23 protein-coding genes are annotated in these 26,074 nt (G+C 70.7%); 6 read left to right on the forward strand and 17 right to left on the reverse strand.

Annotated features, from left to right (window positions below):
- Nucleotides 1-61 precede the first annotated feature (61 nt).
- Genes ribA through BM198_RS23385 form a run of 3 tightly spaced genes read left to right on the forward strand, consistent with a single transcriptional unit; the run spans nucleotide 62 to nucleotide 1,898 of the window.
- Nucleotides 62-676 (forward strand): GTP cyclohydrolase II, encoded by a 615-nt coding sequence (ribA, locus tag BM198_RS23375; protein ID WP_069561510.1) that lies wholly within the window; start codon nucleotides 62-64, stop codon nucleotides 674-676.
- Nucleotides 673-1,092 carry an MFS transporter gene (locus BM198_RS23380; RefSeq protein WP_074972826.1) on the forward strand — a complete coding sequence of 140 codons (420 nt, stop codon included), beginning with the start codon at nucleotides 673-675 and terminating at the stop codon, nucleotides 1,090-1,092. Before ribA ends, BM198_RS23380 begins: the two co-directional genes overlap by 4 nt.
- The gene (locus BM198_RS23385; protein WP_083422464.1) at nucleotides 1,092-1,898 is read left to right on the forward strand and encodes a cobalamin-binding protein; all 807 of its coding nucleotides are present in this window, start codon (nucleotides 1,092-1,094) and stop codon (nucleotides 1,896-1,898) included. The genes BM198_RS23380 and BM198_RS23385 overlap by 1 nt, the downstream gene beginning before the upstream one ends.
- A gap of 12 nt (nucleotides 1,899-1,910) precedes the next feature.
- Here BM198_RS23385 and BM198_RS23390 read toward each other — a convergent pair whose 3' ends face one another.
- From BM198_RS23390 to BM198_RS23400, 3 genes are all read right to left on the reverse strand, one after another.
- A complete protein-coding gene (locus BM198_RS23390; protein ID WP_074972827.1) occupies nucleotides 1,911-3,878 on the reverse strand; it encodes a TonB-dependent receptor plug domain-containing protein in 1,968 nt (655 codons plus the stop codon).
- A 165-nt stretch (nucleotides 3,879-4,043) separates the two neighbouring features.
- On the reverse strand, nucleotides 4,044-5,966 hold the full coding sequence (gene dxs, locus BM198_RS23395) for a 1-deoxy-D-xylulose-5-phosphate synthase (RefSeq protein WP_074972829.1): 1,923 nt from the start codon (nucleotides 5,964-5,966) through the stop codon (nucleotides 4,044-4,046).
- 37 nt (nucleotides 5,967-6,003) lie between these two features.
- The gene (locus BM198_RS23400) at nucleotides 6,004-7,221 is read right to left on the reverse strand and encodes an MFS transporter (protein ID WP_074972831.1); all 1,218 of its coding nucleotides are present in this window, start codon (nucleotides 7,219-7,221) and stop codon (nucleotides 6,004-6,006) included.
- 91 nt (nucleotides 7,222-7,312) lie between these two features.
- Between BM198_RS23400 and BM198_RS23405 the strand changes: the two genes are divergently transcribed.
- Nucleotides 7,313-7,762, forward strand: a complete 450-nt coding sequence (locus BM198_RS23405; protein WP_074972833.1) for a winged helix-turn-helix transcriptional regulator — start codon at nucleotides 7,313-7,315, stop codon at nucleotides 7,760-7,762.
- Between the two features lie 86 nt (nucleotides 7,763-7,848).
- Here the strand turns inward: BM198_RS23405 and BM198_RS23410 are convergent, their stop codons facing one another.
- The 3 genes from BM198_RS23410 to BM198_RS23420 all read right to left on the reverse strand — a co-directional run bounded on the left by BM198_RS23410 (nucleotide 7,849) and on the right by BM198_RS23420 (nucleotide 13,629).
- Nucleotides 7,849-8,385, reverse strand: a complete 537-nt coding sequence (locus BM198_RS23410; protein ID WP_233473418.1) for a hypothetical protein — start codon at nucleotides 8,383-8,385, stop codon at nucleotides 7,849-7,851.
- 286 nt (nucleotides 8,386-8,671) lie between these two features.
- Nucleotides 8,672-11,941, reverse strand: coding sequence for a carboxyl transferase domain-containing protein (locus BM198_RS23415; protein ID WP_074972835.1), 3,270 nt, complete (start codon nucleotides 11,939-11,941; stop codon nucleotides 8,672-8,674).
- Nucleotides 11,938-13,629 (reverse strand): AMP-binding protein, encoded by a 1,692-nt coding sequence (locus tag BM198_RS23420; RefSeq protein ID WP_074972837.1) that lies wholly within the window; start codon nucleotides 13,627-13,629, stop codon nucleotides 11,938-11,940. Before BM198_RS23420 ends, BM198_RS23415 begins: the two co-directional genes overlap by 4 nt.
- A gap of 190 nt (nucleotides 13,630-13,819) precedes the next feature.
- Here BM198_RS23420 and BM198_RS23425 point away from each other — a divergent pair, with 190 nt between their 5' ends.
- Nucleotides 13,820-14,767 (forward strand): LysR family transcriptional regulator, encoded by a 948-nt coding sequence (locus BM198_RS23425; RefSeq protein WP_074972839.1) that lies wholly within the window; start codon nucleotides 13,820-13,822, stop codon nucleotides 14,765-14,767.
- A 26-nt stretch (nucleotides 14,768-14,793) separates the two neighbouring features.
- Nucleotides 14,794-15,699: a phosphatase PAP2 family protein gene (locus BM198_RS23430; RefSeq protein ID WP_074972841.1), complete on the forward strand. Its 906-nt coding sequence runs from the start codon at nucleotides 14,794-14,796 to the stop codon at nucleotides 15,697-15,699.
- A 4-nt stretch (nucleotides 15,700-15,703) separates the two neighbouring features.
- On the opposite strand, the gene BM198_RS23435 is transcribed toward BM198_RS23430, so the two are convergent.
- The 11 genes from BM198_RS23435 to BM198_RS23485 all read right to left on the reverse strand — a co-directional run bounded on the left by BM198_RS23435 (nucleotide 15,704) and on the right by BM198_RS23485 (nucleotide 26,008).
- Nucleotides 15,704-16,090, reverse strand: coding sequence for a cupin domain-containing protein (locus BM198_RS23435; RefSeq protein ID WP_074972843.1), 387 nt, complete (start codon nucleotides 16,088-16,090; stop codon nucleotides 15,704-15,706).
- A gap of 129 nt (nucleotides 16,091-16,219) precedes the next feature.
- Nucleotides 16,220-17,587, reverse strand: a complete 1,368-nt coding sequence (locus tag BM198_RS23440) for an OprD family outer membrane porin (RefSeq protein WP_074972845.1) — start codon at nucleotides 17,585-17,587, stop codon at nucleotides 16,220-16,222.
- Nucleotides 17,588-17,616: 29 nt separating this feature from the next.
- Entirely contained in the window at nucleotides 17,617-18,405 is a 789-nt protein-coding gene (locus BM198_RS23445; RefSeq protein WP_074972847.1) for an inositol monophosphatase family protein, read from the reverse strand.
- A gap of 13 nt (nucleotides 18,406-18,418) precedes the next feature.
- On the reverse strand, nucleotides 18,419-19,411 hold the full coding sequence (locus tag BM198_RS23450) for an extracellular solute-binding protein (protein WP_074972849.1): 993 nt from the start codon (nucleotides 19,409-19,411) through the stop codon (nucleotides 18,419-18,421).
- A 20-nt stretch (nucleotides 19,412-19,431) separates the two neighbouring features.
- Nucleotides 19,432-21,063: an ABC transporter permease gene (locus BM198_RS23455; RefSeq protein ID WP_074972852.1), complete on the reverse strand. Its 1,632-nt coding sequence runs from the start codon at nucleotides 21,061-21,063 to the stop codon at nucleotides 19,432-19,434.
- Nucleotides 21,060-22,130, reverse strand: coding sequence for an ABC transporter ATP-binding protein (locus BM198_RS23460; protein WP_074972854.1), 1,071 nt, complete (start codon nucleotides 22,128-22,130; stop codon nucleotides 21,060-21,062). The genes BM198_RS23455 and BM198_RS23460 overlap by 4 nt, the downstream gene beginning before the upstream one ends.
- A 175-nt stretch (nucleotides 22,131-22,305) precedes the next feature.
- Nucleotides 22,306-23,052: an AraC family transcriptional regulator gene (locus BM198_RS23465; RefSeq protein WP_044402460.1), complete on the reverse strand. Its 747-nt coding sequence runs from the start codon at nucleotides 23,050-23,052 to the stop codon at nucleotides 22,306-22,308.
- A 225-nt stretch (nucleotides 23,053-23,277) separates the two neighbouring features.
- Nucleotides 23,278-24,165, reverse strand: coding sequence for a (2E,6E)-farnesyl diphosphate synthase (gene ispA / locus BM198_RS23470; protein ID WP_074972856.1), 888 nt, complete (start codon nucleotides 24,163-24,165; stop codon nucleotides 23,278-23,280).
- Nucleotides 24,162-24,404, reverse strand: a complete 243-nt coding sequence (locus tag BM198_RS23475) for an exodeoxyribonuclease VII small subunit (RefSeq protein ID WP_044402455.1) — start codon at nucleotides 24,402-24,404, stop codon at nucleotides 24,162-24,164. The genes ispA and BM198_RS23475 overlap by 4 nt, the downstream gene beginning before the upstream one ends.
- A 534-nt stretch (nucleotides 24,405-24,938) precedes the next feature.
- Nucleotides 24,939-25,697: a sulfite exporter TauE/SafE family protein gene (locus tag BM198_RS23480; RefSeq protein ID WP_074972858.1), complete on the reverse strand. Its 759-nt coding sequence runs from the start codon at nucleotides 25,695-25,697 to the stop codon at nucleotides 24,939-24,941.
- A gap of 59 nt (nucleotides 25,698-25,756) precedes the next feature.
- Nucleotides 25,757-26,008 (reverse strand): DUF2790 domain-containing protein, encoded by a 252-nt coding sequence (locus BM198_RS23485; protein WP_044402449.1) that lies wholly within the window; start codon nucleotides 26,006-26,008, stop codon nucleotides 25,757-25,759.
- Nucleotides 26,009-26,074 lie beyond the last annotated feature (66 nt).

Raw genomic sequence — 26,074 nt, forward strand, 5'->3', positions numbered from 1 at the left:
TGACGGGCCGGCAGACGCTGCTGATACAATGCCGGCCTTTCGCAATCCCAGGAGAACCGTGGTGTCCGTCGTTTTCGTCGCCGCCTCCCAACTGCCCACGCCCTTTGGCCTGTTCACCATGCACGGCTTCCTCGACGAGGAAAGCGGCAAGGAACACGTCGCCCTGACCATGGGCGACATCGCCGACGGCCAGCCCGTGCTGGGGCGCCTGCACTCCGAGTGCCTGACCGGCGATGCCCTGTTCAGCCTGCGTTGCGACTGCGGCTTCCAGCTCGAGGCCGCCCTGCGCGCCATCGCCGAAGCCGGCCGTGGCGTGCTGCTGTACCTGCGCCAGGAAGGCCGTGGCATCGGCCTGTTGAACAAGATCCGCGCCTACGAGCTGCAAGACGGCGGTGCCGACACCGTCGAAGCCAACGAGCGCCTGGGCTTCGGCGCCGACCAGCGCGAGTACGCCTTCTGCCTGCCGATGCTCGAACACCTGGGCATCAGCAGCATCAAGCTGATGACCAACAACCCGCGCAAGGTGAAGGCCCTGGAAGGCTTCGGCATCCGCGTCGCCGAGCGCGTGCCGCTGCAGACCGGCCTCAACCCGCACAACAAGAAGTACCTGGCCACCAAGGCCGGCAAGCTCGGCCACATGCTGGGCAGCCTGCACCAGGGCGAAGTCGAGCTATGACCCGCAGCCAGGTCCGCCGCCTGCTGGCCCTCGAATGGTGGGCACACCTGGGCGCCGCCCTGGGCCCGCTGTTCCTGGTCAACCTGTTGTTCGGCTCCGGCGACCCGGTGTTCCCGGCCCTGGAAATGCCCCTGTTCATCGCCGCGTTGATCTCCATGTTCATCAGCCTGCCGCTGTTCCGGGGCTACAAGCGCGCCCTGATCGCCACCGAAAAGGCGCTGGACGGCGACCACGAGCGCGAAGCCTGGATCGAGCTGCGCCGGGTGCGCCGCGTCGCCCTGCTGGGCGCCGGCCTGCCCGCCTGGGTCGGTGCCGTCGCGGTGTTCGCCGGGCTCAATGCCGTGGCCCTGGTGCTGCTGGCCCTGAGCAGCGCCGTGGTGCTGTCGCTCTACCGCATTCCCCGCCAACTGGCCTGATGCACCGCCTGCTCGGCCTCCTGCTGCTGGGCCTGGTGCTGCCGGCGCTGGCCGATGACGGCGCACGGCGGGTGGTCAGCCTGGCCCCCTCCCTCAGCGAAATCATGCTCGAACTGCATGCCGAGGACCGCCTGGTGGGCGTCCTCGACGGCGGCGAGCGCCCGGCGGCCCTGGCCGCGCTGCCCAGCGTCGGCCACTACGGCCAGGTGCAGCTTGAGCGCGTGGTGGCTCTGGCCCCCGATCTCATCCTGCTCTGGCCCGACAGCGTCGGCGCGCCCATGCAGCAGCGCCTGGAGCAGCTCGGCATCCCCTTGCTGGTGATCGAACCGCGTCGGCTGGACGAGCTGGCGGACGTCTTCGAACAGATCGGCCCCCGGGTCGGCCACGGCGCCGAAGGCCAGGCCCTGGCCCGGCGCTTCCGCGACGGCCTGGCCGAGCTGCGCCAGCGCTACCGTCGCGAGCCGCCGCTGCCGGTGTTCTACCAGGTCTGGGACCACCCGCTGTACACCCTGGGCGGTCGGCAGATCGTCAGCGATGCCCTGGCCCTGTGCGGCGCGCGCAACCTGTTCGCCGACCTCGACCTGCCCGCGCCCCAGGTCGGTATCGAGGCCGTATTGCAGCGCCAGCCCCGCGTCATCCTGGTCAGCGAGCCGGCCCAGGCCGCCGCCTGGCAGGCCTGGCCGCAACTGCCTGCGGTGGCCGCCGGCCAGGTCTGGGCAGTGCCCGACCGGGGCCTGGAACGGCCCAGCTTCCAGATGTTGGGGGCCACCCGCGCGCTGTGCGAACGCCTGGCCCAGGCGCGCTGATGGCCGCGTTCGTCAGAACTGCGGCGACCACTTCAGGCTGACCACCACCCGCCGCCCGGCATCCCGGTAGCCGCCGCGCGCCTCGTAGGTCGGGTCGTCGATGTAGACGTTGTTGTTTTCGTAGGGCAGGGCGTCGCCGTAGGGCGAGCTGGAGAAACCGGACTGGTCGGCGTAGCGCTTCTCCAGGTAGCGGTTGTCCCCCAGGTTCTCCACCCGCGTTTCCACCTTCAGCCCTTCCAGCAGGTCCCAGCCGGCGCGGATGTCGAGGCGGCCGTAGCCGGGGCTGTGCACGGTGTTGTCGGCGTCCTGGTAGCGGCTGGAGACCCCCAGCCAGCTGAAACCGAAGCTGTACTCGCCAAAGCGGCGGTCCACGTCCAGCGCCAGGTTGCGCCGCGAACGGCCCGGCAGGGTGTGCCCGGTCTCGCGGTCGCGCGGGTCGACGAAACCGGCGGAAAGGCGGGTGGTCCAGCCAAGCAGTTCGCGGGACAGGCTGATGTCCAGCCCGTTGATCCGCGCGCGGCCGACGTTGCGCCAGGTGCGCACGTAGTCGGGGTCGAAGGTTTCCACATCGGTGATCAGGTCGCGGATATCGGTGCGGTACACCCCCAGGGACCAGTCGGTGCCCAGGTGGTTGCCGCGCAGCTGGGCTTCCCAGGTGCGCGAGCGTTCGGGTTGCAGGTCCGGGTTGCCGCTGGGGAAGAATTCCTTCGGTACGTAGAGTTCGAGGAAGGTGGGCGTGCGGAAGCCCTCGGCGTAGCTCAGCACCAGTTGCGTCTGGGCGGGCAGGTCGATGTCCAGGGCTGCGTTGAGGCTGTCCTCGTTGCCGAACTGGCGGTCCTGATCATGGCGTAGGCCCAGTTCGGTGCCGAAGGGGGCTGCGCGGTAGCGGTGCTGGATGAACCAGGCCTGGTTGCGGCGCTCGCGCTCCTCCAGCGGCACGTTGGCGCGCAGGCGTTCCTCGGTCCATTCGGCGCCCAGCAGCAGCTGGTTGGCGGCGTCCAGGTGCAGGGTGTTCTGCCAGAGCAGCGAGTCCCGGTAGCTGGCGTACTCCTCGAAGGTGGTGAAGTAGTTGTAGACGGTGTCGACACGGCTCTTGTCTTCGCTGTGGCCAGCCTCCAGGCGGCTGCTCCAGAGTGGGCTCGGGTCCACCTGGAGGAAGGCCGAGGTGCTGCTGAGGGCGAAGCGGTCCCGGGGCTGGTCGGGAAAGGCGCCGCTGTCGCCGTCCAGTTCGCTCTTGCCGCGCTGGTCCAGCAGGTTCAGGCCGGCGCGCCAGGTCTCGGCGAAGCGGTGCTCCAGGCTCAGGTTCAACCCTCGGTTGCGGTAGGCATCCTTGTCCGTGTTGGCGCCGTCGCGGTCGTCGCTGCGGTCCTGGCGCAGCTCCACCAGGCTCATGCCCAGGTCATAGCGGGTGTTCGCGTCGCCACCGGCCAGGCCGAGGCTGTTCTCGCTGTCGTCGCCGTCCCCCAGGCTGAAGTCGAAGCGCGGGTCGAGGCCCGCCTTGCCACGCCGTGTGAAGACCTGGATCACTCCGCCCATGGCATTGCCGCCGTACAGGCTGGAGCGTGCGCCCCGGGTCACTTCCACCCGCTCCACCTGCTGCATGTTCAGGTACTGCAGGCGCGCCAGACCGTTGCTCAGCTGGCCGATGCGCATGCCGTCGAGCAGCACCAGCACCTGGCTGGGGTTGGTGCCGCGCAGGTACAGCGCCGTAGGGCTGCCACGGCCGCCGGTCTGCTGCACCGACATGCCCGGCACGCGCGCCAGCAGGTCGGGCAGGCTCTTGACCTTGAGCCGGGCGATGTCGGCGCGGGTGAAGACGCTGGTGGCCGCCGTGGCCTGGGAGCGGGGCTCCAGACTGCGCCCCGAGGTGCCTACCAGGTAGGGACTCTTCAGGGCGTCGAGGCTTTCCGGGGCGATCTCCTCCGCCGGTGTGGCGCAGGGGAGCAGGACAATGGCCAGGGCCAGGGGGGAACGCAGCATGGATGACTCCTCAAAAGATCCGAATGACTTTCGAGGAGGGCCGGGCAAGAGCCGGACTGCACGGCAGGAAGCGCCGCCTGCGCTTGACGGAGGGGCCCTCCGCCACACACGTACACGTGAAGCACCGGCCCGGGCGCGCCGCTAGCGGCGCAGCCCGGTTCCGGGTTACAGCCCCGCGGCCTTCGAAGGGGCCTGTGGGTCCAGCAAGGCCAGGCGCTGGCGCACGGCGGCTTCGATGCCCGCCTCGTCCAGGCCGCACTCGGCCAGCATCTGCGCCGGCTTGGCGTGTTCCACGTAGTAGTCCGGCAGGCCCAGGTGCAGCACCGGCACCTGCAGGTTCTCGTGGGCGAGGAACTCGCTGACGGCAGCACCGGCGCCGCCCATCACGCTGTTCTCCTCGATGGTCACCAGCAGCCCGTGGCTGCCGGCCAGTTCCCGCAGCAGCGCTTCGTCCAGGGGTTTGACGAAGCGCATGTCCACCACCGTGGCGTCCAGGCGCTCGCCCACCTGCAGGGCTTCGGCCAGTTGCACGCCGAAGGCCAGCAGGGCGACGCCGCTGCCGCGACGACGAACCACCGCCTGGCCGATCGGCACTGTCGCCAGTTCCGGCTCGATGACCGCGTTGGGGCCGCTGCCACGGGGGTAGCGCACCGCTGCCGGGCCCTGGAAGTGGTAACCGGTGGTCAGCAGCAGGCGCAGTTCGTTCTCGTCGCTCGGGGTCATCACCAGCATGCCGGGGATGCAGCGCAGGTAGGACAGGTCGAAGCTGCCGGCGTGGGTCGGGCCGTCTTCGCCCACCAGGCCGGCGCGGTCGATGGCGAACAGCACGTCGAGGTTCTGCACCGCCACGTCGTGCACCAGCTGGTCATAGCCGCGCTGGAGGAAGGTGGAGTAGATCGCCACCACCGGCTTCACGCCATCGCAGGCCATGCCGGCCGCCAGGGTCACGGCGTGCTGCTCGGCGATGGCGACGTCGAAGTAGCGCTCCGGGAAGCGCTCGGCGAAGGCCACCAGGTCCGAGCCTTCCTTCATCGCCGGGGTGATGCCCACCAGGCGCGGGTCCTGTGACGCCATGTCGCACAGCCACTGGCCGAAGACGTTGGAGTACTTCGGCCCGGACGGCTTCTTCGGCGCTGCCGGAGCGTCCAGCGGCTCCAGCTTGGTGATGGCGTGGTAGCCGATGGGGTCGAGCTCGGCCGGGGCGAAGCCCTTGCCCTTCTTGGTCACCACATGGAGGAACTGCGGGCCCTTGAGGTCGCGCATGTTGCGCAGGGTGGCCACCAGGGTGGGCAGGTCGTGGCCATCGATGGGGCCGATGTAGTTCCAGCCCAGCTCCTCGAACAGCGTGCCGGGGACCAGCATGCCCTTGGCGTATTCCTCGGTGCGGCGGGCGATCTCCCAGGCGCCGGGCAGGCGCGAGAGCACCTTCTTGCTGCCCTCGCGCATGCTCGCGTAGGTGCGGCTGGAGAGGATCTTGGCCAGGTAGTTGGACAGCCCGCCGACGTTGTGGGAGATCGACATGTCGTTGTCGTTGAGGATCACCAGCATGTCGGCCTGCACGTCCGAGGCATGGTTCAGCGCCTCGAAGGCCATGCCGGCGGTGAGCGCGCCGTCGCCGATCACGGCGATGGACTTGCGCCCCGAGCCCTGCATGCGGGCGGCGATGGCCATGCCCAGCGCGGCGCTGATGGAGGTGCTGGAGTGGCCGACGCCGAAGGTGTCGTACTCGCTCTCCGAGCGGCGCGGGAAGGCGGCGATGCCGTCCTTCTGGCGCAGCGTGCCCATGCGCTCGCGGCGACCGGTGAGGATCTTGTGGGGGTAGGCCTGGTGGCCCACGTCCCAGACCAGCCGGTCGTCGGGCGTGTCGTAGACGTAGTGCAGGGCGATGGTCAGTTCGACCACCCCCAGCCCCGCGCCGAAATGCCCGCCGGTCCGGCCGACGGTGTAGAGCAGGTACTGGCGCAGTTCGTCGGCCAGGGTTTCCAGCTCGGCCTCGCCCAGCCGACGCAGCGCGTCCGGCGTCTCCGCGCGGTCGAGCAGGGGCGTGAGCGGGCGCTCGCGGGGAATCTCATGGAACGTCGTGGGCATCAGGCTAATCGTTATGGGTGCAAAAAGATGCGGCAGTTTACCTGATGCCGCTTTGCCTGCCCAAGACATGGCGTCGGATGCCCGGGCGACCCGGCAGCGTCACCCACCACAGGCCCAGTGCCGCCAGGCTCAGGGCTCCGCCGCAGAGGCACACACCGGCCCAGCCGGCCAGGGCGTAGAGGTGCGTGGCGATGAAACCGCCCAGCGCGCTGCCGACGGCGTAGAACAGCATGTAGAGGCCGATCAGCCGGGCATGGGCCGAGCTGCCGCTGCCCAGCACCAGGCTCTGGTTGAGCACGTGCAGCGCCTGGCCCGCCGCATCCAGCAGGAAGATGCCCAGCAGCAGCGCCCACAGCGACTGCCCGGTGAATGCCAGCGGCACCCAGGCCAGGGCCAGCACGCCGAGGGCCAAGCCGCTGGCACGCTGGGCCTGGCCGCGATCGGCCCAACGGCCGGCACGCGCCGCAGCCAGGGCGCCTACCGCGCCCATCAGCCCGAAGGCGCCGATGGCACCGGGCCCAAGCGACAGCGGCGGGGCGCTCAGCGGCATCACCAGGGCGGCCCAGAACAGGTTGAACACCATGAACAGCAGCAGCGCCAGCAGGCCACGCACCTGCAGCACCCGGTCCTCGCGCAGCAGATGCAGCATCGAGAGCAGCAGCGCCAGGTAGCCCAGGCGAGACGCGTTCCGCTGCGTCGGCAACCGCCGCCAGAGCACGACCAGCAGCATCGCCATCAGCAGGGCCGACAACAGGTAGACCGCCCGCCAGCCGCCCAGCTCGGCCATCGCCCCGGACAGGCTGCGGGCCAGCAGCAGGCCCACCACCACGCCTCCTTGCACCACGCCCAGCACCTGACCGCGCTCCGCGTCGCCCGCCAGGCTCGCGGCAAAGGCCAGCAGGCCCTGGGTCATGGCCGTACCCAGCAGGCCGAGGCCGAACATGCCCAGCAGGATGAGCGCCGGTTGCCGTGCCGCTGCCACCAGCAGCAGCGAACCCACCAGCAGCACCAGCTGCGCCGCCATCAACCGCCGACGCTCCAGCAGATCGCCCAACGGCACCAGCGCCAGCAAGGCCAGGGCGCTGCCCGCCTGGGTCACGCCGATCACCGCGCCGATGGCGGCACGGCTGATGCCCAGGTCCCGGGCCATGGCATCCAGCAGGGGCTGGGCGTAGTAGACGTTGGCGACGCAGAGGCCGCAGGCCAGGGCCAGCAGCCAGACAAGGGCGGGTGACAGGGAACCGGTAGCAGGCATGAGGCAGTCCTTCTGGTTTCAAAATGAAACCATTTGAAGGCTAATCCTGCTGGTTTTAAACTGCAACCAGTTTTGGGGCGGGAGAAGACTGATGAAGAACGACGAAGCCGTCGAGCACTGCCCGGTGGCCCGGGCCCTGGAAGGGGTCGGGGACCGTTGGTCGCTGATGATCGTGCGCGACCTGTTCGACGGCCAGCAGCGTTTTGGTGAACTGCAGAAAAGCCTCGGCGTGGCCAAGAACATCCTCAGCGACCGCCTGCGCAAGCTGGCGGCCGAAGGCATCCTGTGCCTCGAACCGGCCGCCGACGGCAGCGCCTACCAGGCCTACGCGCTGACGCCCAAGGGGCGCGACCTGTTCACCCTCATCGTCAGCCTGCGCCAGTGGGGCGAGGCGCATTGCTTCGCGCCGGGGGAGGTGCACTCCGAACTGCTCGACAGCACGGGCCAGCCCCTGGCACGGCTGGAGGTCCGCGACGCCAATGGCCGCCCGATCAGCGCCACCGATACCCGCGTGCGCAAGGTTGAAACCCCGGCACAGTGATCCCTTCCATGCCACCGTTGCCGCTTTACCTGCCCTGGTCATGGTGTGGATGCCCGGCCTCGTGGCGTTGGGCACCCGATGGCGTGTCATTTCGGCTTTAGGTCATGGCCCCAGAGCCGGATGAGGTGGGGGGCCTCGCTGGAGGCCTCGAAGTGGAAGACCTGGCGCACGCCGACGTTGGCGGGAACGGTCAGCTCGTCCGGGTTGCTGCCGACGGCAAGCGGGCTGGAGTAGCCGTCTGCATCGATGGCGATCAGGCTGCCACCGTCCAGCAGGTTGATGATCCGCAGTGGTTTCGCGGTGCTGTTGCGGAACCCCAGGGTGACCGCCAGGCTGCTGCCACGCGTTTCCATCTTGAGCAGTTCGACGCTGCCCACCTGGGTCAGCTGCGCGTAGTCGGCGACCACGGCCGCACCATCGATGCCCTCGGTATTGATCCGGCCTTCGGTAATGCCTTCGGACACGCCACCCAGCAGGTTCTTGCCCGCTGAAATGGCCGAGGAAACCGCTGCCTTGGTCGATTCCTTGAGGGAGTTGCCGGCTGCCGGCTCTTCCGCCAGGCATGGCAGGGCCGCGGCGAGGGGCAGGATCAGCAGGGCCGAGCAGAGGATCGGGTGGCGCACAGGGAGTCTCCTTCTAGTCGTGCAATGACCCGCGGACGCTAGGCGCCTGTCTCCCAGGCAACAAGACCGGCGGCGCCGCTTGGGAAATTTCCGCGAGCCGGAACGGCCACCCCGCGCTACTGCCGGCTCAATCCAGCTGCGGTCAGGGCTGGCAGACGTTTCGCGCCCATTTGGCTCCGTAGCCCGGGCTTCAGCCCGGGGCCGGCTCGATACCTGGATTGCTTCGCGAGCAGGGCTCATTCCTACGGCAGGGCCTGTAGGAGCGAGCTCTGCTCGCGAAGGCGGCCTACCAGGTATCCACGAACGACCGCTTGCGGCCTTCTGGTGCGGCGGAAGGCGCGGTGGCGTTGAGGCCGCGCAGGAGCCAGGCGCGGGTCTGCTCCGGGTCGATGACGGCGTCGATCTCCAGGAAGCTGGCCATGTTGATCGCCTTGCCGTTCTGGTAGGCCTTGTCGACCATCTTGCGGAACAGCCGCTCGCGCTCCCCGGCATCCTCCACGGCGGCCAGCTCCTTGGCGTAGCCCAGGCGCACCGCGCCTTCCAGCCCCATGGCGCCGAATTCGCCGCTGGGCCAGGCGACGGTGAACAGCGGCGAATGGAAGCTGCCGGCGGCCATGGCCTGGGCGCCCAGGCCGTAGCCCTTGCGCAGCACCACGGTGAACACCGGCACCTCCAGCGCGGCGGCGGCGACGAACATGCGCGAGACGTGGCGCACCGTGGCCTGCTTCTCCGACTCCGGACCGACCATGAAGCCGGGGGTGTCGCACAGCGACAGCAGCGGCAGGCCGAAGGCGTTGCACAGCTGCATGAAGCGCGCGGCCTTGTCGCCGGCCTGGGCGTCGATTGCGCCGCCGAGGTGGGCGGGGTTGTTGGCGATCAGCCCGAAGGGGCGCCCCTCGATGCGGATGAAGGCGGTGATCAGCCCCGGTGCGAAGGCGCGGCGCAGTTCCAGCACCGAGTCCGCGTCGGCCAGGGTCTCGATCAGCGCGCGGATGTCATAGACCCGCAGGCGGTTCTCCGGGATGGCGTGGCGCAGCGCACGCTGGTCGGCGCAGCGCCAGTCCGCCAGGCGGCCCTGGAAGTAGGACAGGTAGCGCTTGGCGGCGGCCACCGCTTCGGCCTCGTCCTCCACCAGGATGTCGATCACCCCGTTGGGCGCCTGCACGGCGGTCGGACCGACCTCCTCGGCGCTGTAGCGACCCAGGCCGCCGCCCTCGATCATCGCCGGGCCGGCCATGCCGATGCTGGCGTTGCGGGTGGCGATGATCACATCGCAGCAGCCCAGCAGGGCCGCGTTGCCGGCGAAGCAGCGGCCTGAGACGACGCCCACCAGCGGCACCTGGCCGGAGAGCCGGGCCATGGCGACGAAGGTGTGGCAGTCCAGCCCGGCGACGCCGACGAAGTCCGAGTCCCCCGGCCGACCGCCGCCGCCCTCGGCGAACAGCACCAGGGGCAGGCGCCACTGTTCGGCGAGGCCGAGCATGCGGTCGGTCTTCTTGTGGTTCATCACCCCCTGGGTGCCGGCGAACACCGTGTAGTCGTAGGCGATGGTCATGCAGCGGGCGGCCTCGGCGCCGAAGGCGTCGGCGTTGACCGTGCCGATGCCGGCCACCAGGCCGTCGGCCGGGCTCTGCTCGATCAGCTCCTCCAGGCTGCGGCGCCGGCGCTGGGCGGCCAGGGCGAGGGCGCCGTATTCGATGAAGCTGCCGGCGTCGAGCAGGTCGTCGAGGTTCTCGCGGGTGGTGCGCTGGCCGGTCTTGCGGCGCTTGGCCACCGCTTGCGGGCGGCGTTCGTCGCGGGTGATGGCGTGGCGTTCGAGCACTTCCGCGAGGTCGGCGCGGATGTGCGCCAGGTCCAGGCTTTCCTCGCTGGCCACTGCCTCGCCGTCCACCTCCGCAGGCTCCAGGTAGAGCAGCGGCGCGCCTTCGAACAGGCTGTCGCCGGGCTGCACCGCCAGGGCGCGGACGCGGCCGCTGTGGCTGGCCTTGACCACGAACTCCATCTTCATCGCCTCCAGCACCGCCACCGGCTGGCCCAGGGCCACGCTGTCGCCTTCGGCCACGTCCAGGCTCACCAGCACGCCCTGGCTGGGGGCCAGCAGCGGCAGGCAGCCGGGCGGGGCGTCGATGCCGCCTGCCGGTTCGACCTGCGGGGCGGCGCTGCTGACGAACAGGTGCGGGTGGGCGCTGGGCTGGGGCGCCAGCAGCTCGGGCAGGTGGCGTTCGAGGAAGCGGGTGTCCACCGGCGCCGCCAGTTCGGGGCGGCGCAGCAGGTTCTGCAGCAGGTGCAGGTTGCTCGCCACCCCTTCCAGGCGGAATTCGCAGAGGGCGCGGTAGGCCCGGCGCAGGGCGGCGGGCAGGTCGTCAGCCTGGACGATCAGCTTGGCCAGCAGCGCGTCGTAACGCGGGTTGGTGGTGCAGCCGGCGTAGCCGTGGCCGTCCACCCGCAGGCCCGGGCCGCTGGGCGGCTCGTAGGCGCTGATGGTGCCGCCGGCGGGGCGGGTGCTGCCGTCGGCGAGCTGGGTCTCCAGGTTTACCCGCAGCTGCACGGCGACCCCGCGCGGGGCCACCGGCTCGTCCAGGCCGAGGTCCTCCAGGCGGGCGCCGGCCGCCAGGTGCAGCTGGGCCTGGACCAGGTCGACGCCGGTGATGGCCTCGGTGATGGTGTGCTCCACCTGGATGCGCGGGTTGGCCTCCATGAACACGAAGTCGCCCCGGGCCGGGTCCACCAGGAACTCGAAGGTGCCCAGGCCCCGGTAGCCCGTTTCGCCGGCCAGGCGCAGGGCCGCATCGAGCATCCCCTGGCGCAGGGCCGGGGCGAGGTCGACGGCGGGGGCGATCTCCACCAGCTTCTGCTGGCGCCGTTGCAGGCTGCAATCGCGCTCCCACAGGTGGCTGACGCGCTCGCCATCACCCAGCACCTGCACCTCGATGTGCCGGGCGCCTTCGATCAGCCGTTCGACGTAGAGGTCGTCACGGCCGAAGGCGGCGCGGGCTTCGGACTGGCAGCGGGCGTAGGCCTCGTCCAGCTCCTCCGCCCTATGCACCGGGCGCATGCCACGCCCGCCGCCGCCGGCCAGGGCCTTGAGCATCAGCGGGCCGTGGCTGGCGAGGAAGGCGCGGGCCTCTTCCAGCGAGGTGGGGCGGTTGGTGCCGGCGGCTAGGGGCACGCCGCAGCGCTCGGCCAGGGCGCGGGCGCGGGCCTTGTCGCCGAACAGATCGAGGGCCTCGGGCGCCGGGCCGACGAAGCGGATGCCGGCGGCCTCGCACTGGCGCGCCAACTCGGCGTTCTCGCTGAGGAAGCCGTAGCCGGGGTGCAGGGCGTCGCAGCCCTCGCGGCGGGCGATGGCCACCAGCTGGGCGATGTCCAGGTAGGCCGCCGGGCCCTGGCCGGCGAGGGCCACGGCGCGGTCGGCCTTGCGGGTGTGCAGGGCCGCGTGGTCGTCCTCGGCGTGGACGGCGACGCTGTCGATGCCCAGCTCGGCGGCGGCGCGGGCGATGCGGATGGCGATCTCGCCACGGTTGGCGATCAGCAGGCGTGCGAAGGGTCGGTTCACAGCAAGGCTTCCAGTTCGTTCTTCTTGATCTTCCCGGTGGCGGTCATCGGCATCGCCGGCAGCAGCCGCACCTCCGGTACTTTGTAGACGGCCATGGCGTCCTGGCACCAGGCGACCAGGCTTTCCGGCGTCTCCTCGGCGCCCGGCTTGAGCACGATGAACGCCACCGGCTGCTGCCCGCGCTGCTCGTGGGGGCGGCCCAGCACGGCGCTGGCCAGCACGGCCGGGTGCTGGCCGAGCAGCGCCTCCAGCTCGCTGGGGAACACGCTCATGCCGTTGACCTTGAGCATCTCCTTGCGCCGGCCCAGGTAGCGGATGAAGCCGCGTTCGTCGATCACCCCCAGGTCGCCGGTGTGCAGCCAGCCGTCGCGCAGCACCTCGGCGCTGGCCTCCGGGCGCTGCCAGTAGCCCTTGAGCAGCGAGGGCGAGCGCAGGCACAGCTCGCCTTCGCGGCCCAGGGGCAGCAGGGCGCCGCTGTCGAAATCGCAGACCTTGAACTCGGTGCCCGGCACCGGCAGACCGACGAAGGTGGGCGCCTGGCTGAGGTCGAAGTCGCCGTCCTGCAGGCCGTAGGTGAAGGTGTCGCAGGTGTGGGTCTCGGTCATGCCGAAGGCGAATTCGTAGAGGGTGCAGCCGGTGAGCTGGCGCCAGCGCGCGCGGTAGTCGCGGGTCAGTTTCTTGACGAGGGAGATGGCACCGACCCGGCGCAGGCTGGCGAAGTCGAATTCGCCGACGCGGGGGTGGTCCAGCACCTCGGCGGCGCTGTCCACCAGCAGGCCGCAGTGGCTGACGCGGTAGTGCTGCACGGCGGCCATGAAGGCGTCCGCATCCCAGCGGGCCAGCAGCACTAGGGCGCAGCCGGCGTAGACCGGGAACAGCAGGCCGGCGTTCTCCCCGGCGATCCAGAATTCGGGGAGGAAGTTGAGCATCACCGACTGCGGATCCAGCCCGAGGGCCACCGGCACGAAGCTGGCGCAGGTGTAGAGCATGTCGCCGTGGGTGTGGATGCAGCCCTTGGGCAGGCCGGTGGTGCCGCCGGTGTAGTTCAGCGCGGCGGCGTCCTCCAGGCGCGGCTGGTGGCTGGGCGTCGGCGCCTGGCAGGCGGCCAGGGCGGGGTAGAAGTCCAGGCAGTCCTCGGCGCTGGCCTTGGGCGCCATCAGCAGGTCGGGCAGCGGCAGGCTCGGCGTGGCCGGGCGCAGTTCGCCGAGGCTGGTGGCGATCAGCAGGCGCACCGGGGTTTCCGCCTGCACCGCGCGCACCACCGGCAGCAGCTGGTCGAAGCACAGCAGCACGGCGGCGCCGCTGTCATTGAGCTGGTAGGCCAGCTCCAGCCCCTTGGACAGCGGGCTGACCGGCGCATAGAGCGCGCCGCACTTGAGGATGCCCCAGAAGGCGATGTGCAGCTGCGGGCAGTTGGGCAGGAACACCGCGACCCGGTCCCCCGGCACCACGCCGCGCTCCACCAGCAGGGCGGCGAAGCGGTCGCTCAGGCGGTCCAGCTCCGCCCAGTCCAGGCGGTGGCCGTAGAAGTGCACGGCAGCGGCTTCGGGCTGGCGCCGCGCCCATTCGCGCAGGTAGTCGGTGAGCGGGCGTTCCCCCAGCGGGTACTGGGGCGTACGGGGCAGGCCCTGGGGCCAGGCGAGCTTGCGGCGTTCGGCGAGCGCCTGCAGGTAGGCGTGTTCGTTCATGGGGCCTCGCTAGGGTTTGTTCTTGTGGTGCGGGGTCCGGGCATCCTAGGCAGCCCCCAGGGGCGTGGGAACTGATGGTTGTTCATTCACGATCATGAATTTGCTGCATGGTTGGTGTAGGTGGCGCTAGGGTGCCGTGCATGACCGGTGCAGAGGGGCGGGCACCCTCCGTGAGCGTGGAGGCGCAACCATGAATAAGGAACATGAATGGCCAGCCCTTGGCCGTGTTGATCTGAACCTGTTCCGCGTCTTCGACGTGATCCACCGCGAACGCAACCTGACCCGCGCGGCGGCGGTGCTGCACCTCAGCCAGTCGGCCATCAGCCACGCCCTGGCGCGCCTGCGCGAGCAACTGGGGGACCCGCTGTTCGTCCGCGAGGGGCGCGGCGTGGCCCCCACCCCGGTGGCCCTGCGCCTGGCCCCGGTGGTGAGCGAGGCCCTGGCGCTGCTGCAGGGCGGGGTGGACCGGCTGCAGCAGTTCGACCCGACGCGGGACTCGCGCACCTTCATCCTCAACATGCCCGAGCAGCTGGAGCCGCTGCTGCTGCCGCCCATCGTTGCCGCCCTGCGCCCGCACCTGCCCCGGGTCGGCGTGCGCAGCACCAGCGTGCGCTGGGGCGAGCTGAAGCTGGAGATGGCCGCCGGGCACATCGACCTGGCCGTGGAGGTGGCGCGCCCGGCGGATGCCGAGCTGCGCCAGTGCCAGTTGCTGCGGGAGCCGCTGCGGGTGCTGGCCGGCCCGGCCTTCGTCGGCGAACTGGACACCGAGCGCTACCTGGCGGCGCGGCACATCGCCGTCACCTCGAGGCGGCGCAGCATCTCGGTGGAGGACCTGGCCCTGGACAGCCTCGGCCTCTCGCGCCACGTGGTGCAGCGTTGCCAGCACTACCTCACCGCCGCGCAACTGGCCGCCGGCAGCGACGGGCTGCTGACCGTGGCCGCGGCCTACTGCCCGATGCTGACGCGCATCGCACCGCTGCGGGAACTGCCGATGCCGCTGCCCCTGCCGCCGGTGACGCTGAACCTGTACTGGCACGAACAGGCGGCCGGCGAGCCGGGCAACCGCTGGCTGCGCGAGCGCTTGCTGGCCCAGCTCGGCGAGGGGCTTGCCGCTCCGCAGGTCCTCGCGTATCAGTAGGCGCCTTCCTCCGGAAAGGACTCGCCATGAACGAGCTGCTGCACAGCCTGGACTGGGTGCTGCCCCTGCGCAGCGACGCACTGACGCCGCTGATGCGCTTCTTCACCCTGCTGGGCTACGAGAAGTTCATCCTCTTCTTCCTGCCGCTGGGCTACTGGGCCTGGCAGCGCACGGTGTTCTTCCGCCTGCTGGTGCTGGTGGCGGTGACCGCGCTGCTCAACGCCTGGCTCAAGGACTACTGGCAGGACCCGCGCCCGGACATTGCCCTGCGCATGGACCACGAGGTGGGCGAGAGCTTCGGCCTGCCCAGCGGCCACGCGCAGCTGTCGGTGGTGTTGTGGTTCTGGCTGGCGCTGGAAGTGCGCCGCCTGTGGTTCTGGGGGCTGGCCTGCGTGCTGGTGACGGGCATCCTGTTCAGCCGCCTGTACCTGGGTGCCCACGACATCGAAGACCTGCTCGGCGGCAGCGCCCTGGGCCTGGCGACCCTCGGCCTGTTCGCCCTGGCCAGGCGCTGGCGCTTCTGGCGCGAGGGCCCGGCGCTGGCCCACCTGGCGCTGGTGGTGGCGGTGTCGGCGGCCTTCGCGCTCACCTGGCGCGGCGAGCCGCCGAGCTACGTACCGTTGCTGGCAGGGCTGATGCTGGTGGTGATCATCGGCTACCGGCGCGTGGGGTTCAGCGTGGCGGTGCCGCTGTGGCGACGGGTGACGGCGGCGGTGCTGGGTGCGCTGGCCTTCATCGGCCTGCAGTGGGGGTTGAAGCACACGGGGCTGGCGCTGCATCTGGAGGGTCCGGCCTGGCAGGCCTTCCGTGGCCTGGCCATCGGCACCTTCGTCGCGGTGCTGGCGCCCTGGGTGCTGGTGCGCCTGGGCCTGTTGGCCCCCGCGCCGGCACGGGACGAGGCGCCGGTCGACGCCTTGCCCCGCGCTGCCTGAGCCCTCAGGCGCTGCGTTCCACCCGCAGCGGGTAGGCCGAGCGCTCGCTCTCGCCCTTCTCCGGCAGCACCGCCAGGATCGACGCGGCCTTCGCCTCCAGGCGGTACCAGAGCCCGCGCGGGACCACATAGAGCGAGCCCGCCGGCAGGGGCTCGCGTACCAGCCCGATCACCGCCAGCAGGCTGATCTCCATTTCACCTTCCAGCACCTGCAACAGCGCATCGCCCTCGGGGTGGCGCTGCCACGGGCCTTCGCCGTCCAGGTGGCCCAACTGCACCGAGGCCGGGCCCGGCTGGAAGGGCGCGACCGGCTGCAGCTCGGCACAGGCCGGCGCGAAGGGATGGGGTTTGGGGATGCCGTCGAGCACGGCCTGGATGGGGATCGCTTTCATGGGGGCCTCCCGGTGCGTGGGTCCGGGGACGTTAGCAGCCCGGGTGCCTCGGACGTTTCTGAAAGACCTGTACGGCCAGGCGATGCCATGCCCTCCACCGCCTGGCCGTCAGGGCATTTCAAGCACCCGTCAGAACAACGCCAGGCTGTAGGTGAGGAAGACCCGGTTCTGGTCGACGTCGGTGCTCGCCTGGCTGCGCAGGCTGGCGTTGCGCCAGGTGATGCCCAGGCCCTTGGCCGGCCCGGCCTGCACCACGTAGGCCAGGGTGAAGTCCCGCTCCCACTCCTGCAGGTGCCCGCGTTCGGAGCGGATGCCGCTGCCCTTGAGGTAGGCGATGTTGCTGGTCAGCCCCGGCAGCCCCCAGGTGCCGAAGTCCAGCCCGTACTGGGCCAGCCAGGTGCGTTCGCCGGCGCGGGCGAAGCTGTTCAGCTGGCGGTCGGTGATCAGGTAGACGTCGCTGCCGTTGCCCTGGTTGGGCTGGATGAAGTGGCTGTCGCCGCTCAGGCGCTGATAGCCGGCGCCGAGGGTGTGGGCGCCGAGGCTCCAGCTGAACAGGGCGCTCCAGGCGCGGTTGTCCACCTTGCCGCGATGGGCGCCGCTCTCGCCGTTGCCGGGGCCGTAGTAGCCGGCAGCGGTGTAGCCCTCGGCGCGGCCGCTGCGGCTGGCGTTGCGGCCCGTGGCGCGGGTGTCGAAGTGGCGCAGGTCGGTCTTCAGCGTGCCCTGGGGCAGCGCCTGCTCGTGGTTGAGGCCGACGAAGTGCTGGCGATAGAAGTCCTCCAGCTGGCCCAGGTAGTACTGCACCTGCAACTGCTCGTTGACCTGGTAATCCAGGCCGAGGAAGTCGAAGGCGTCGCTGTGGCGGGCCGGCGCCGCGCTGACGGCGTTGCCGGGCTTGCGCGGGCTGTTGGCGCCGTTGATGGAAAGGTCGTCTCGGTGGCTCTGGGCGCGCCCCTTGGCCTGGCGCAGGCGGCCAGCCAGCAGGGTGAGGTCGTCGAACTCGCGCACCGTCAGCTGGGCGCCTTCGAAGGTCTGCGGCAGCAGGCGCCCGTCGTTGGCCTTGATCACCGGCAGGCGCGGGATCAGGGTGCCGACCCGCGCCTCGCTGGCGCCGACCCGCAGCTTGGCGGTGAGCCCGAGGCTGCTGAATTCATCGCGGGCGCGGCCGTTGTGCTCCAGGGGGAACAGCGTGCTGGGGGTGCGGGCCTGGCCGGCCTTGCCGGCGCGGCCACCGCCGTCCAGGCGAAGGCCGAGCAGGCCGAGGGCGTCGAGGCCGACGCCCACCGTGCCTTCGGTGTAGCCGGACTGGTAGTCCAGGCGCAGGCCCTGGCCCCATTCCTCGGTCTGGCCGGCGTGGCCGTCGCGGTTGTCCTGGTTGAAGTAGAAGTTGCGCAGCGACAGGGTGGCGTGGCTGTCGTCGAGGAAGCCGCCCGCCTCGGCCAGGCCCAGGGCGAGGGCCAGCGACAGGGCGAGGGGTAGGCGGAAATGGATGGCGGTCATGGCGTGTCCTCCTTGTGACCTCGGGCGGTTCAGGCCTGGTGCAGGCGCTCCAGGGCCTGGCGGTGCAACTGGGGATCGCCGGCGGCCAGTACGCTGCTGCCAGAGCCAAGGCCGAGCGGGCGGCCCTGCCAGTCGCTGATCACCCCGCCGGCGCCTTCGATGACCGGCACCAGGGCGCAGTAGTCCACCGGCGCCATGCCGCCGCCGTCGGCCACCAGGTCGATGCGCCCCCGGGCGAGGTTGGCGTAGGCGCTGCAGGCGGCGCCGTAGAGACGCCAGCGGGTGGCGTCGCGCAGCCGGACGAAGGCCACCAGGTGAGTGTCCGGCAGGCTTTCCGGGTTGCTGCTGGCCAGCAGCGCGCGGGCCAGCTCGGTGCAGGGGCGGGTGCGCACCGGCTGGCCGTTGAGCCGGGTGGGCTGGCCTTCCACACCGACCCAGCGCAGGCCGGCGATGGGCAGGTCGACCACCCCCAGCACCGGGCGCCCGTCGCGGCACAGAGCGATCAGCGTGCCGTACACCGGGACCCCGGCGATGAAGGCCTTGGTGCCGTCGATGGGGTCGAGCACCCAGCTGTATTCGGCGTCGCGCTGGTGGTCGGGGTACTCCTCGCCCACCACGCCGAAGCTGGGTGTGTGGCGGGCGATGGCCTCGCGCAGTTCGTGCTCGATGGCGCGGTCGATGGCGGTGACGGGGCTGGCGTCGTCCTTGTCCTCGAAGGGCTGGCCGTCCTCCAGGGCGGTCTGCCAGTGGGCCTGCAGGCGGGCGCGGGCGAGGTCGGCGAGGTGTTCGGCGGTGGCGCGGTGGTGGTGGGCGGTCATGTCCGGCTCCGTGTCAGAGGGCTTTGTCGAGGCCTTTCCAGGCGCTGAGGAAGGCGTCGCGGCCGGCGATGGCGGCCTGCTCGTCGGTGGGGAAGACGGCGATGTCCTTCAGCTCCGGCAGCTCGACATGGGTGCTGACCTCGATGTCGCTGCGGCTCGGCCGGCGGTAGGCCTGCTCCAGCAGGGCGATCTGGGTGTCGCGGCTCAGCAGCAGGTCGTAGAGGCGCTTGCCGGCCTCGGGGTTGGGGCCGTTCTTCACCAGCACTAGGGCCTCTTCGGTGACGAAGGTGCCGTCGGCCGGGTAGACCAGGCGGATCTCCCGCTGGCCGCCGGCGACATAGGCATAGGCGTTGCCTTCGAAGGTCAGGCCGACGGCGTATTCGCCCTGGGCCACCTGGTTGAGCACGGCGCTGGAGTTGCGCGAGACCACCAGGTTGGCGGCCAGGCGGCGGAAGTCGTCCTCGCCCAGCAGCTGGCGCAGGCCCCAGAGCGCGGTGTAGGCGGTGGAGGTGGCGGTGGGGTCGCCGACGATGATCCGCCCCTTCCAGGCCGGGTCCAGCAGGTCGCGCCACCGGGTGGGCTCCTTGAGCCCGCCGAGCTGCTTGCGGTTCACCATCATCACCACCACCTGGATGTTGGCGGTGCTCCACAGGTGCTGCGGGTGCTGGTGCGCCTCGGGGATGGCCTGGGCCTGGGGCGAGCGGTAGGGCGCGTAGAGCGCGGTGAAGGCGCCCAGGGTGTTGGGCTGGGAACTCCAGAACACGTCGGCCCGAGCGGCCTGGCCCTCGGCCTCGATGCGCTTGAGCAGGGCGGCGCTGGAGCCGTTGACCACGCCGATCTTCAGGCCCGGGGCGAGGTGCTGGCCGCTGTCCAGCAGGGCCTGCACCGCCGAGTCGTTGTTGGTGGTGTAGAGCACCGCCTGCTCGCGGGCGAGGGCGGGTTGCAGCAGGTTGAGGGCGAGGGCGGCCAGCAGGGCGGGCAGCCGGTGCTTCCAGGTGGCGTTCATGGCGAGTCCTTCCTTGCGGTTCAGAAGACCTTGATGCGGAACACCCGGGTGGCGATGACCACCGGGACGAGGGTGAGCAGGACCAGCACCAGCCCGTAGGCCGCTGCCTGGCCCTGGAGGCCGGTTTCCACCAGGCGGAAGACCTGGATGGTGATGGTCTCGCGGCCGGCCGAGTACACCACCAGCGAGGCGCTCAGCTCGGCGACGATGGTGGTCCAGGTGAGCACCACCGCGGCGGCGACGGCGGGCGCCATCAGCGGTAGCACCACCTTGAAGAAGGAGCGCAGCGGCGGCACGCCGAGGCTGATGGAGGCCTCCTCGATGGAGTCGGGGATGTTGTAGAGGGTGGCCGAGGCGCTGCGCACGCCGAAGGGGAAACGGCGGATGACGAAGGCGACGACGATGATCGCCGCCGTGCCGCTGAGGGCCAGCGGGCCGCTGTTGAAGGTCATCACCAGGCCGATGCCGAGCACCGTGCCGGACATGGCCAGGGGCAGCATGGCGAGGTAGTCGATGGCCGGGGTGAGCAGGTTCTTCTTCTTGATCACCAGGTAGCTGATGACCACGCTGAGCAGGATACCCACCAGGGTCGCCAGGGCGCCGTAGGCCAGTGTGTTGAGGATGGGTTCCGGGCTGCGCAGCAGGACCCGCTCCAGGTTCTCCAGGGAGAACTGGCCCCAGTGCATCACCGGCCCCCGCGAGCGGGTGAAGGCGCTGGCCAGCACCGTCAGCAGCGGCAGCGAGGAGAGCAGGATGAACAGCGCCGTGGCCGCGCCCAGCAGCGCGCCGCGTACCCCGCGCAGGCGCTGGGCCGGGGCGCTGCGGCCCTGGACGATCTCGTAGCGCTTGCGCCCCACCAGCCAGCGCTGGAGGAACAGCACCCCGGCGACGATGGCGATGGACAGGGTGGCCAGGGCGCTCTGCAGGCCGGCGTTGGTGCCCATCTCGGAGACGAAGCTGAGGTAGGTGAGCACCGAGAGCAGCTGCACCTTGCCGCCCAGCAGGGTGGCGATGGCGAAGTTGCCCACCACCAGGGTGTACACCAGCAGCCCGGAGGTCAGCACGGCGGGCAGCACCACCGGCAGCATCACCTGCAGGCGCGCCTTGGCCGGCGGCACGCCGAGGCTCTGGGCGGCTTCTTCCAGCTGGGCGTCGAAGCCGCGGATGGCGGCCAGGGTGCCGAGGTAGATGTAGGTGTAGTAGACCAGGCTCATCACCAGTACCAGGCCGGGCCAGCCGTAGAAGCTGGGCAGGGCGAGGCCGAGGTGGTCCTCCAGGGCGCGGGTGAGCAGGCCGTTGTTGCCGAGGAGCATCAGCCAGGTCTGGCTGACGATCACCTCCGGGACCACCAGGGTGCACACCGGCAGCACCGCCACCAGCGCCTTGCCGGGGAAGTCGAAGCGCGCGGTGACGTAGGCCAGGGACACCCCGAGCACGCTGGCGCAGCCGGTCACCAGGGCGCCCAGCAGCAGGGTGTTGCCGAGGGCGCGCAGGTAGCGCGGGTCGTCCAGCAACTGGGTCCAGCCACTGCCGCCGGCACCGGCCACGCTGCCGTGCAGCAGGTTGGCCAGGGGCCAGAGCAGGAACACCAGCAGCAGCCCCAGGGCGAACAGGGCGAGAAGCAGCCAGGGGGAGGGCAGGCGCCGGTTCATTGGGCCACCACCCGGAGCTGTGCGGGGTCGAACTCCAGGCTCACCAGCTGGCCTTCGTGGAAGCCGTCGCCGTCGGTGCCGAAGCGGTCGACGCTGAGCTGCTGGGCGTCGGCCAGCTCGATGCGGTAGCTGGTGCGGTTGCCCAGGTACTGCTTGCGCCGCACCTGGCCGGCCAGGCAGTTGCCGAGGTTCTGCCCGGCGGGGCGCAAGCGGATGCTTTCCGGCCGTGCTACCAGGTGCACCTCGGGCTCGGGCAGCGCCGTCTCGGCCCGGGCCTGCAGCGGTTGGCCGGCCACCAGCACGCGGATGCCGTCGTCGCCGGCCTGTTCCAGCACCCGCGCGGCCAGCAGGTTGGCCGAGCCGATGAAGTCGGCGGCGTAGGTGCTGGCGGGGGACTGGTAGATGGCCTGGGGGCTGCCCAGTTGCTCGATGCGGCCCTTGCGCATCAGGGCGATGCAGTCGGAGAGCGCCAGGGCCTCTTCCTGGTCGTGGGTGACGAAGACGGTGGTGATGCCGATCTCCCGCTGCAGGTCGGCGATGGCGGCGCGGATCTGCAGGCGCAGCTGGGCGTCGAGGTTGGACAGCGGCTCGTCCATCAGCAGCACCTCGGGCTCGATGGCCAGGGCGCGGGCCAGGGCCACCCGCTGCCGCTGGCCGCCGGAGAGGGCGGCGGGGTGGCGCTCGGCGAAGCCGCTCATGCCGACCCGCTCCAGGTATTCGCCCACCTTGCGGCGCAGGGTCGCCGCGTCGGTCCGGCGGGCGCGCAGGCCGTAGGCGACGTTGTCGAACACGGTCTTGTCGGGGAACAGGGCGTAGTCCTGGAAGACCATGCCGATGCCCCGGCGGTGGGCGGGGACCTGGGTCATGTCGACGTCGCCGAAGGCCAAGCGCCCGCCGCTGGGGCGGATGAAGCCGGCGATCACCCGCAGCAGGGTGGTCTTGCCGCAGCCGCTGGGGCCGAGCAGGGTGAAGAAGCTGCCGTCGGGGATGTGCAGGTTGAGGCCGTCGATGACCTTGATCCCGCTGCCGTAGCTGACGTCCAGCTGGCTGATGCTGATGGATGACATCGCATTTCTCCGTTCGCGTGTTTGTTCTTGTTGGCGCGGGGGCAGTGCCTGGGCGGGCCGCCCCGGGGCGTCGTTGCACCCCGTGGATGGGCCTACTGTGAACGGGGCGCGGGCGGGTGGCTTGATCGATTCGCCCGGTTGCGGTGCGCGGTTCGGCACAGCCGGGCGGCCGGCCTCAGGCGCGGCAGCGCTCGCGGTACTGGCTCGGGGAGAGCCCGGTGAGGGCCTTGAACTGGCGGCTGAAGGCGCTGTGGTCGGCATAGCCGCAGCGGTAGGCGATCTCGGTGATGGGCAGCTCGCCGGCCAGCAGCTGGGTGGCGGCGCCCAGGCGCGCCTTGTGGATCATCTGCCGGGGGCTGAGCTGGAAGATGCGCTTGCACAGGCGGCCGAGCTGGGAGGCGGAGAGCCCGGCGATGGCGGTGAGTTCATCGAGGCTGATGGGCTCGGCGAAGTGCTCGCGGATGTGGGCGTCCACCGCCGCCAGGCGCTGGAAGGCCGGGTGGCTGGACTGCGGCGCCTGCAGGTCGTAGGAGATGCCGGCCATGCCGATGACCCGCTGCGCCGGGTCGCGCAGGGGCAGCTTGTGGGTCAGGCACCAGCCGGGTTTGCGGCCGGGGTAGAGGTGCAGTTCCAGCTGGTCGCTGAGTTGGTCGCCGGCCTCCAGCACCTGGCGGTCCTGCTCGGTGTAGAGGTGGCCGAAGCGACGCGGGAACACGTCCTCGGCGGTGCGCCCCAGCAGCGGCGCCTTGTCCCTGAAGCCGCAGCGCTGTGCGAGGGTCTGGTTGACCAGCACGTAGCGGGCGTCCAGGTCCTTGACGAAGAACACCACGTCCGGCATCGCGTCCAGCAGCGGCGCGACCTGCTCCAGGCAGCGCAGCAGGCTGGGCAGGTCCGGGGCGTGTGAAAGGCATTCGAGCTGCATCGTGCATACGCCGGAGGCTGGCTGTCGGGAGGGTTCGGCCCGTCGGCCGCCGGTCCCGGGCGGCCTTGGGCTGTGAACCTAGCCCGGCCCGTTCGGCGGGCGCCAGAGGCCGGGCGCCCCGGGGAGGGGCGCGCAATTGCGTATTCACGAGGGGGAAGGTGACCGGTTGGTCAGTCGCCATTTCCTGCCGGGCCAGGTCCCGCACCGTGCGTGCGGGGCGCCGGGTCAGCTGCGGCGTTCGACGATGTAGCGGGCCAGGGCGCGCAGCGGCTCGGCGGCCTCGCCCAGGGGGCGCAGGGCGTGCAGGGCCTGGTCGCGCAGCTCCAGGGCGTAGTCCTTGGCGGCGTCGAGGCCGAGCAGGGCGGGGTAGGTGGGCTTGTCGGCAGCCTGGTCCTTGCCCTGGGTCTTGCCGAGGGTGGCGGTGTCGCTTTCCACGTCGAGGATGTCGTCCTGCACCTGGAAGGCCAGGCCCACGGCGCGGGCATAGACCTGCAGGGCACGCAGCAGGGTGTCGTCGGCACGGCCGCTGGCCAGGGCGCCGAGGCGCACGCTGGCTTCGATGAGGGCGCCGGTCTTGTGCCGGTGCATGGTTTCCAGGGCGGCCTGGTCGAGACGGATGCCCACGGAGCCGAGGTCGATGGCCTGGCCGCCGACCATGCCGGCGGGGCCGGAGGCCCGGGCCAGGGCGGTGATCATGGTCAGGCGTGTGTCGCCGTCCTGCGGGTTGCGGCGGCGGTCGGCCAGCACTTCGAAGGCCAGCGCCTGCAGGCCGTCGCCGGCGAGGATGGCGCAGGCTTCGTCGAAGGCCTTGTGGGTGGTGGGCTTGCCCCGGCGCAGGTCGTCGTCGTCCATGGCCGGCAGGTCGTCGTGCACCAGGGAGTAGGCGTGGATCAGCTCCACCGCGCAGGCGGCGCCGTCGGCCTGGTCGAGGTTGCCGCCGAGGGCTTCGCAGGCGGCGTAGACCAGCAGCGGGCGGACGCGCTTGCCGCCGTTGGTGACGCTGTAGCGCATGGCCTGGTAGAGGCGGTCCAGCTCGTTGGAGGGGGCGTCGAAGAGGGTTTCCAGGGCGGCGTCGACGCGTGCCTGGCAGCGGGCCTGGTAGGCGGCGATCATGCCGGCTCGTCCGCGTCGAAGGGGGCTTCCTCCAGCTCGCCGTCGCGCTCTAGCAGCATCTGCACCTTCTGTTCGGCCTGGCTCAGGGCGCCCTGGCATTCCCGGGTCAGGCGGATGCCCTGCTCGAAGGCGCTCAGCGAGTCTTCGAGCGAGAGTTCGCCGCTTTCCAGGCGTTCGACCAGCGCTTGCAGGTCGGCGAGTGACTGTTCGAAGTCGGGGGTGGCTTTCTTGCGGGCCATGGAGGGGTCTCGGGGGATTTCAGAACGGGCGGACACTAGCAGAGGCGCGGCCTTGCGGGCAATCGACGGTGGTCGTAGCGGGGTGGTTTCGTGGCTTAGGGACGGTGTTGTGGTAGGTGCCGGTGCCTTCACCATGGCGCTGCCCGAAAGCGGTGTCTCAACGCCAGGTTGGTTATCGAGCTTTGCTGATGTCGCCTGTTTCGCCTTGCCTGGCGAGTTTCTTTTTTCAATCGTCGGAATGCCGCCCACAAAAAAGAAACCAAAAAGGCTCGCCCCGCCATCCGGGTCCCGCTGCGCGGGACTTCCCTCGCTCCGTCGCCGCTACGGGGGCCGGCGCGATGGGCCATCCATGGCCTGGCGCGCCTCTCGCGGCATCCATGCCGCTCGTCCCCCTGCGCAACGACTGCGCTCGGCCTCCTGAAGGGGCCGTTTCCCTGCCCCACCTTCTATTGCCTGGGACGATCACCGTGTGCGCGTCGTGCACGATCTGAGGGGCATCGCCTACTCGGCTCAGCGGTCACGCAACGCCGGGTTTCAGGGGTTGAGGAAGTAGTAGGCGGTCATCCCGGTGCCGACGGCGATGACCCAGGCGCGCAGCCAGGCGGTGGGCAGGCGTTTGGCCAGGGCGCCGCCGGCGTAGCCGCCTGCGCTGGCGGCGGCCAGCAGGACGGCCAGTTCGGCCCAGCTGACCCGGCCGGCGAGGACGAAGGTGATCACGGCGGTGCTGTAGATGGTGCTGGAGAGCAGGTTCTTCAGGGCGTTGGCGCGCAGCAGGGGGTGCCCTTCGATGGAGAAGGCCGCCAGCTGAAGGATGCCCATGCCGGCGCCGAAGTAGCCGCCGTAGACGGCCACCAGGGCGTGGGCCAGGCCGCCGCCGAGGCCGTGGGGCGGCAGGCTGTCGGCGCTGCGGTGGCGGTTCACCCAGCGGCTCAGCCAGGGGCTGGCGGCGAACAGCAGGGTGGCGGCGGCCAGCAGCCAGGGGATGAGCCGGCGGAACACCGCATCGCCGCCGGCCAGCAGGAGCAGCCCGCCGGCCACGCCCCCCAGCACCGAGAGCAGCACCAGGGGGATCACGTAGCGCCCCAGCGGGCGCAACTGCTCGCGGGCGGCCCAGCTGGCGGCCAGGCTGGCGGGCCAGAGGGCGACGGCGTTGGTGGCGTTGGCGGTGACCGGCGGCAGGCCGGTGGCCATGAGGGCGGGGAAGGAGAAAAAGGTGCCGCCCCCGGCCAGGGCGTTCATGCCGCCGGCGGCGAAACCGGCGAGCAGCAGGAGGAAGCAGTCGGCAAGCGTCATGGGGCCCCGCAAAAAGGCGCGAGCTTACGCACCTGGGCGGCCCGGGGCAAAGCGCAAGGTCACTCGGCGAGGCAGGCGTCGGACTGCTTGGTGTAGGTGACGGCGCGGGTCTGTCCGTGGGTGTCGAGGTAGGTCATGGTCGCTTCCACCAGTTGGCAGGTGAGCGGGTGGGGCTCCTCGATGCTGAGCACCTTGGCGACGTCCAGGTCCATGCCGTAGGTGTAGGGCACAGGCTTCGGCGGTGCGGCGAGGGCGCTGGTGGCGAGGCCGGCGAGCAGGGCGCCGATGAGAAAGGTGGGTTGGGTGCGCATGGCGTTCTCCAGGCTGTGGAACAGGCCACTATGAGAACCCGCGCGCGGCTGCGGAAAAAGCCGTTG

This window comes from Metapseudomonas otitidis (genome assembly GCF_900111835.1).
GTDB classification, from domain to species: Bacteria; Pseudomonadota; Gammaproteobacteria; order Pseudomonadales; family Pseudomonadaceae; genus Metapseudomonas; species Metapseudomonas otitidis.

Coding starts and splice junctions, on each gene's coding strand:
- BM198_RS23380 (WP_074972826.1), top strand. CDS start 673: ATGACCCGCAGCCAGGTCCGCCGCCTGCTGGCCCTCGAATGGTGGGCA.
- BM198_RS23385 (WP_083422464.1), top strand. CDS start 1,092: ATGCACCGCCTGCTCGGCCTCCTGCTGCTGGGCCTGGTGCTGCCGGCG.
- BM198_RS23390 (WP_074972827.1), bottom strand. CDS start 3,878: ATGCTGCGTTCCCCCCTGGCCCTGGCCATTGTCCTGCTCCCCTGCGCC.
- dxs (WP_074972829.1), bottom strand. CDS start 5,966: ATGCCCACGACGTTCCATGAGATTCCCCGCGAGCGCCCGCTCACGCCC.
- BM198_RS23400 (WP_074972831.1), bottom strand. CDS start 7,221: ATGCCTGCTACCGGTTCCCTGTCACCCGCCCTTGTCTGGCTGCTGGCC.
- BM198_RS23405 (WP_074972833.1), top strand. CDS start 7,313: ATGAAGAACGACGAAGCCGTCGAGCACTGCCCGGTGGCCCGGGCCCTG.
- BM198_RS23420 (WP_074972837.1), bottom strand. CDS start 13,629: ATGAACGAACACGCCTACCTGCAGGCGCTCGCCGAACGCCGCAAGCTC.
- BM198_RS23425 (WP_074972839.1), top strand. CDS start 13,820: ATGAATAAGGAACATGAATGGCCAGCCCTTGGCCGTGTTGATCTGAAC.
- BM198_RS23430 (WP_074972841.1), top strand. CDS start 14,794: ATGAACGAGCTGCTGCACAGCCTGGACTGGGTGCTGCCCCTGCGCAGC.
- BM198_RS23435 (WP_074972843.1), bottom strand. CDS start 16,090: ATGAAAGCGATCCCCATCCAGGCCGTGCTCGACGGCATCCCCAAACCC.
- BM198_RS23440 (WP_074972845.1), bottom strand. CDS start 17,587: ATGACCGCCATCCATTTCCGCCTACCCCTCGCCCTGTCGCTGGCCCTC.
- BM198_RS23445 (WP_074972847.1), bottom strand. CDS start 18,405: ATGACCGCCCACCACCACCGCGCCACCGCCGAACACCTCGCCGACCTC.
- BM198_RS23450 (WP_074972849.1), bottom strand. CDS start 19,411: ATGAACGCCACCTGGAAGCACCGGCTGCCCGCCCTGCTGGCCGCCCTC.
- BM198_RS23455 (WP_074972852.1), bottom strand. CDS start 21,063: ATGAACCGGCGCCTGCCCTCCCCCTGGCTGCTTCTCGCCCTGTTCGCC.
- BM198_RS23460 (WP_074972854.1), bottom strand. CDS start 22,130: ATGTCATCCATCAGCATCAGCCAGCTGGACGTCAGCTACGGCAGCGGG.
- BM198_RS23465 (WP_044402460.1), bottom strand. CDS start 23,052: ATGCAGCTCGAATGCCTTTCACACGCCCCGGACCTGCCCAGCCTGCTG.
- ispA (WP_074972856.1), bottom strand. CDS start 24,165: ATGATCGCCGCCTACCAGGCCCGCTGCCAGGCACGCGTCGACGCCGCC.
- BM198_RS23475 (WP_044402455.1), bottom strand. CDS start 24,404: ATGGCCCGCAAGAAAGCCACCCCCGACTTCGAACAGTCACTCGCCGAC.
- BM198_RS23480 (WP_074972858.1), bottom strand. CDS start 25,697: ATGACGCTTGCCGACTGCTTCCTCCTGCTGCTCGCCGGTTTCGCCGCC.
- BM198_RS23485 (WP_044402449.1), bottom strand. CDS start 26,008: ATGCGCACCCAACCCACCTTTCTCATCGGCGCCCTGCTCGCCGGCCTC.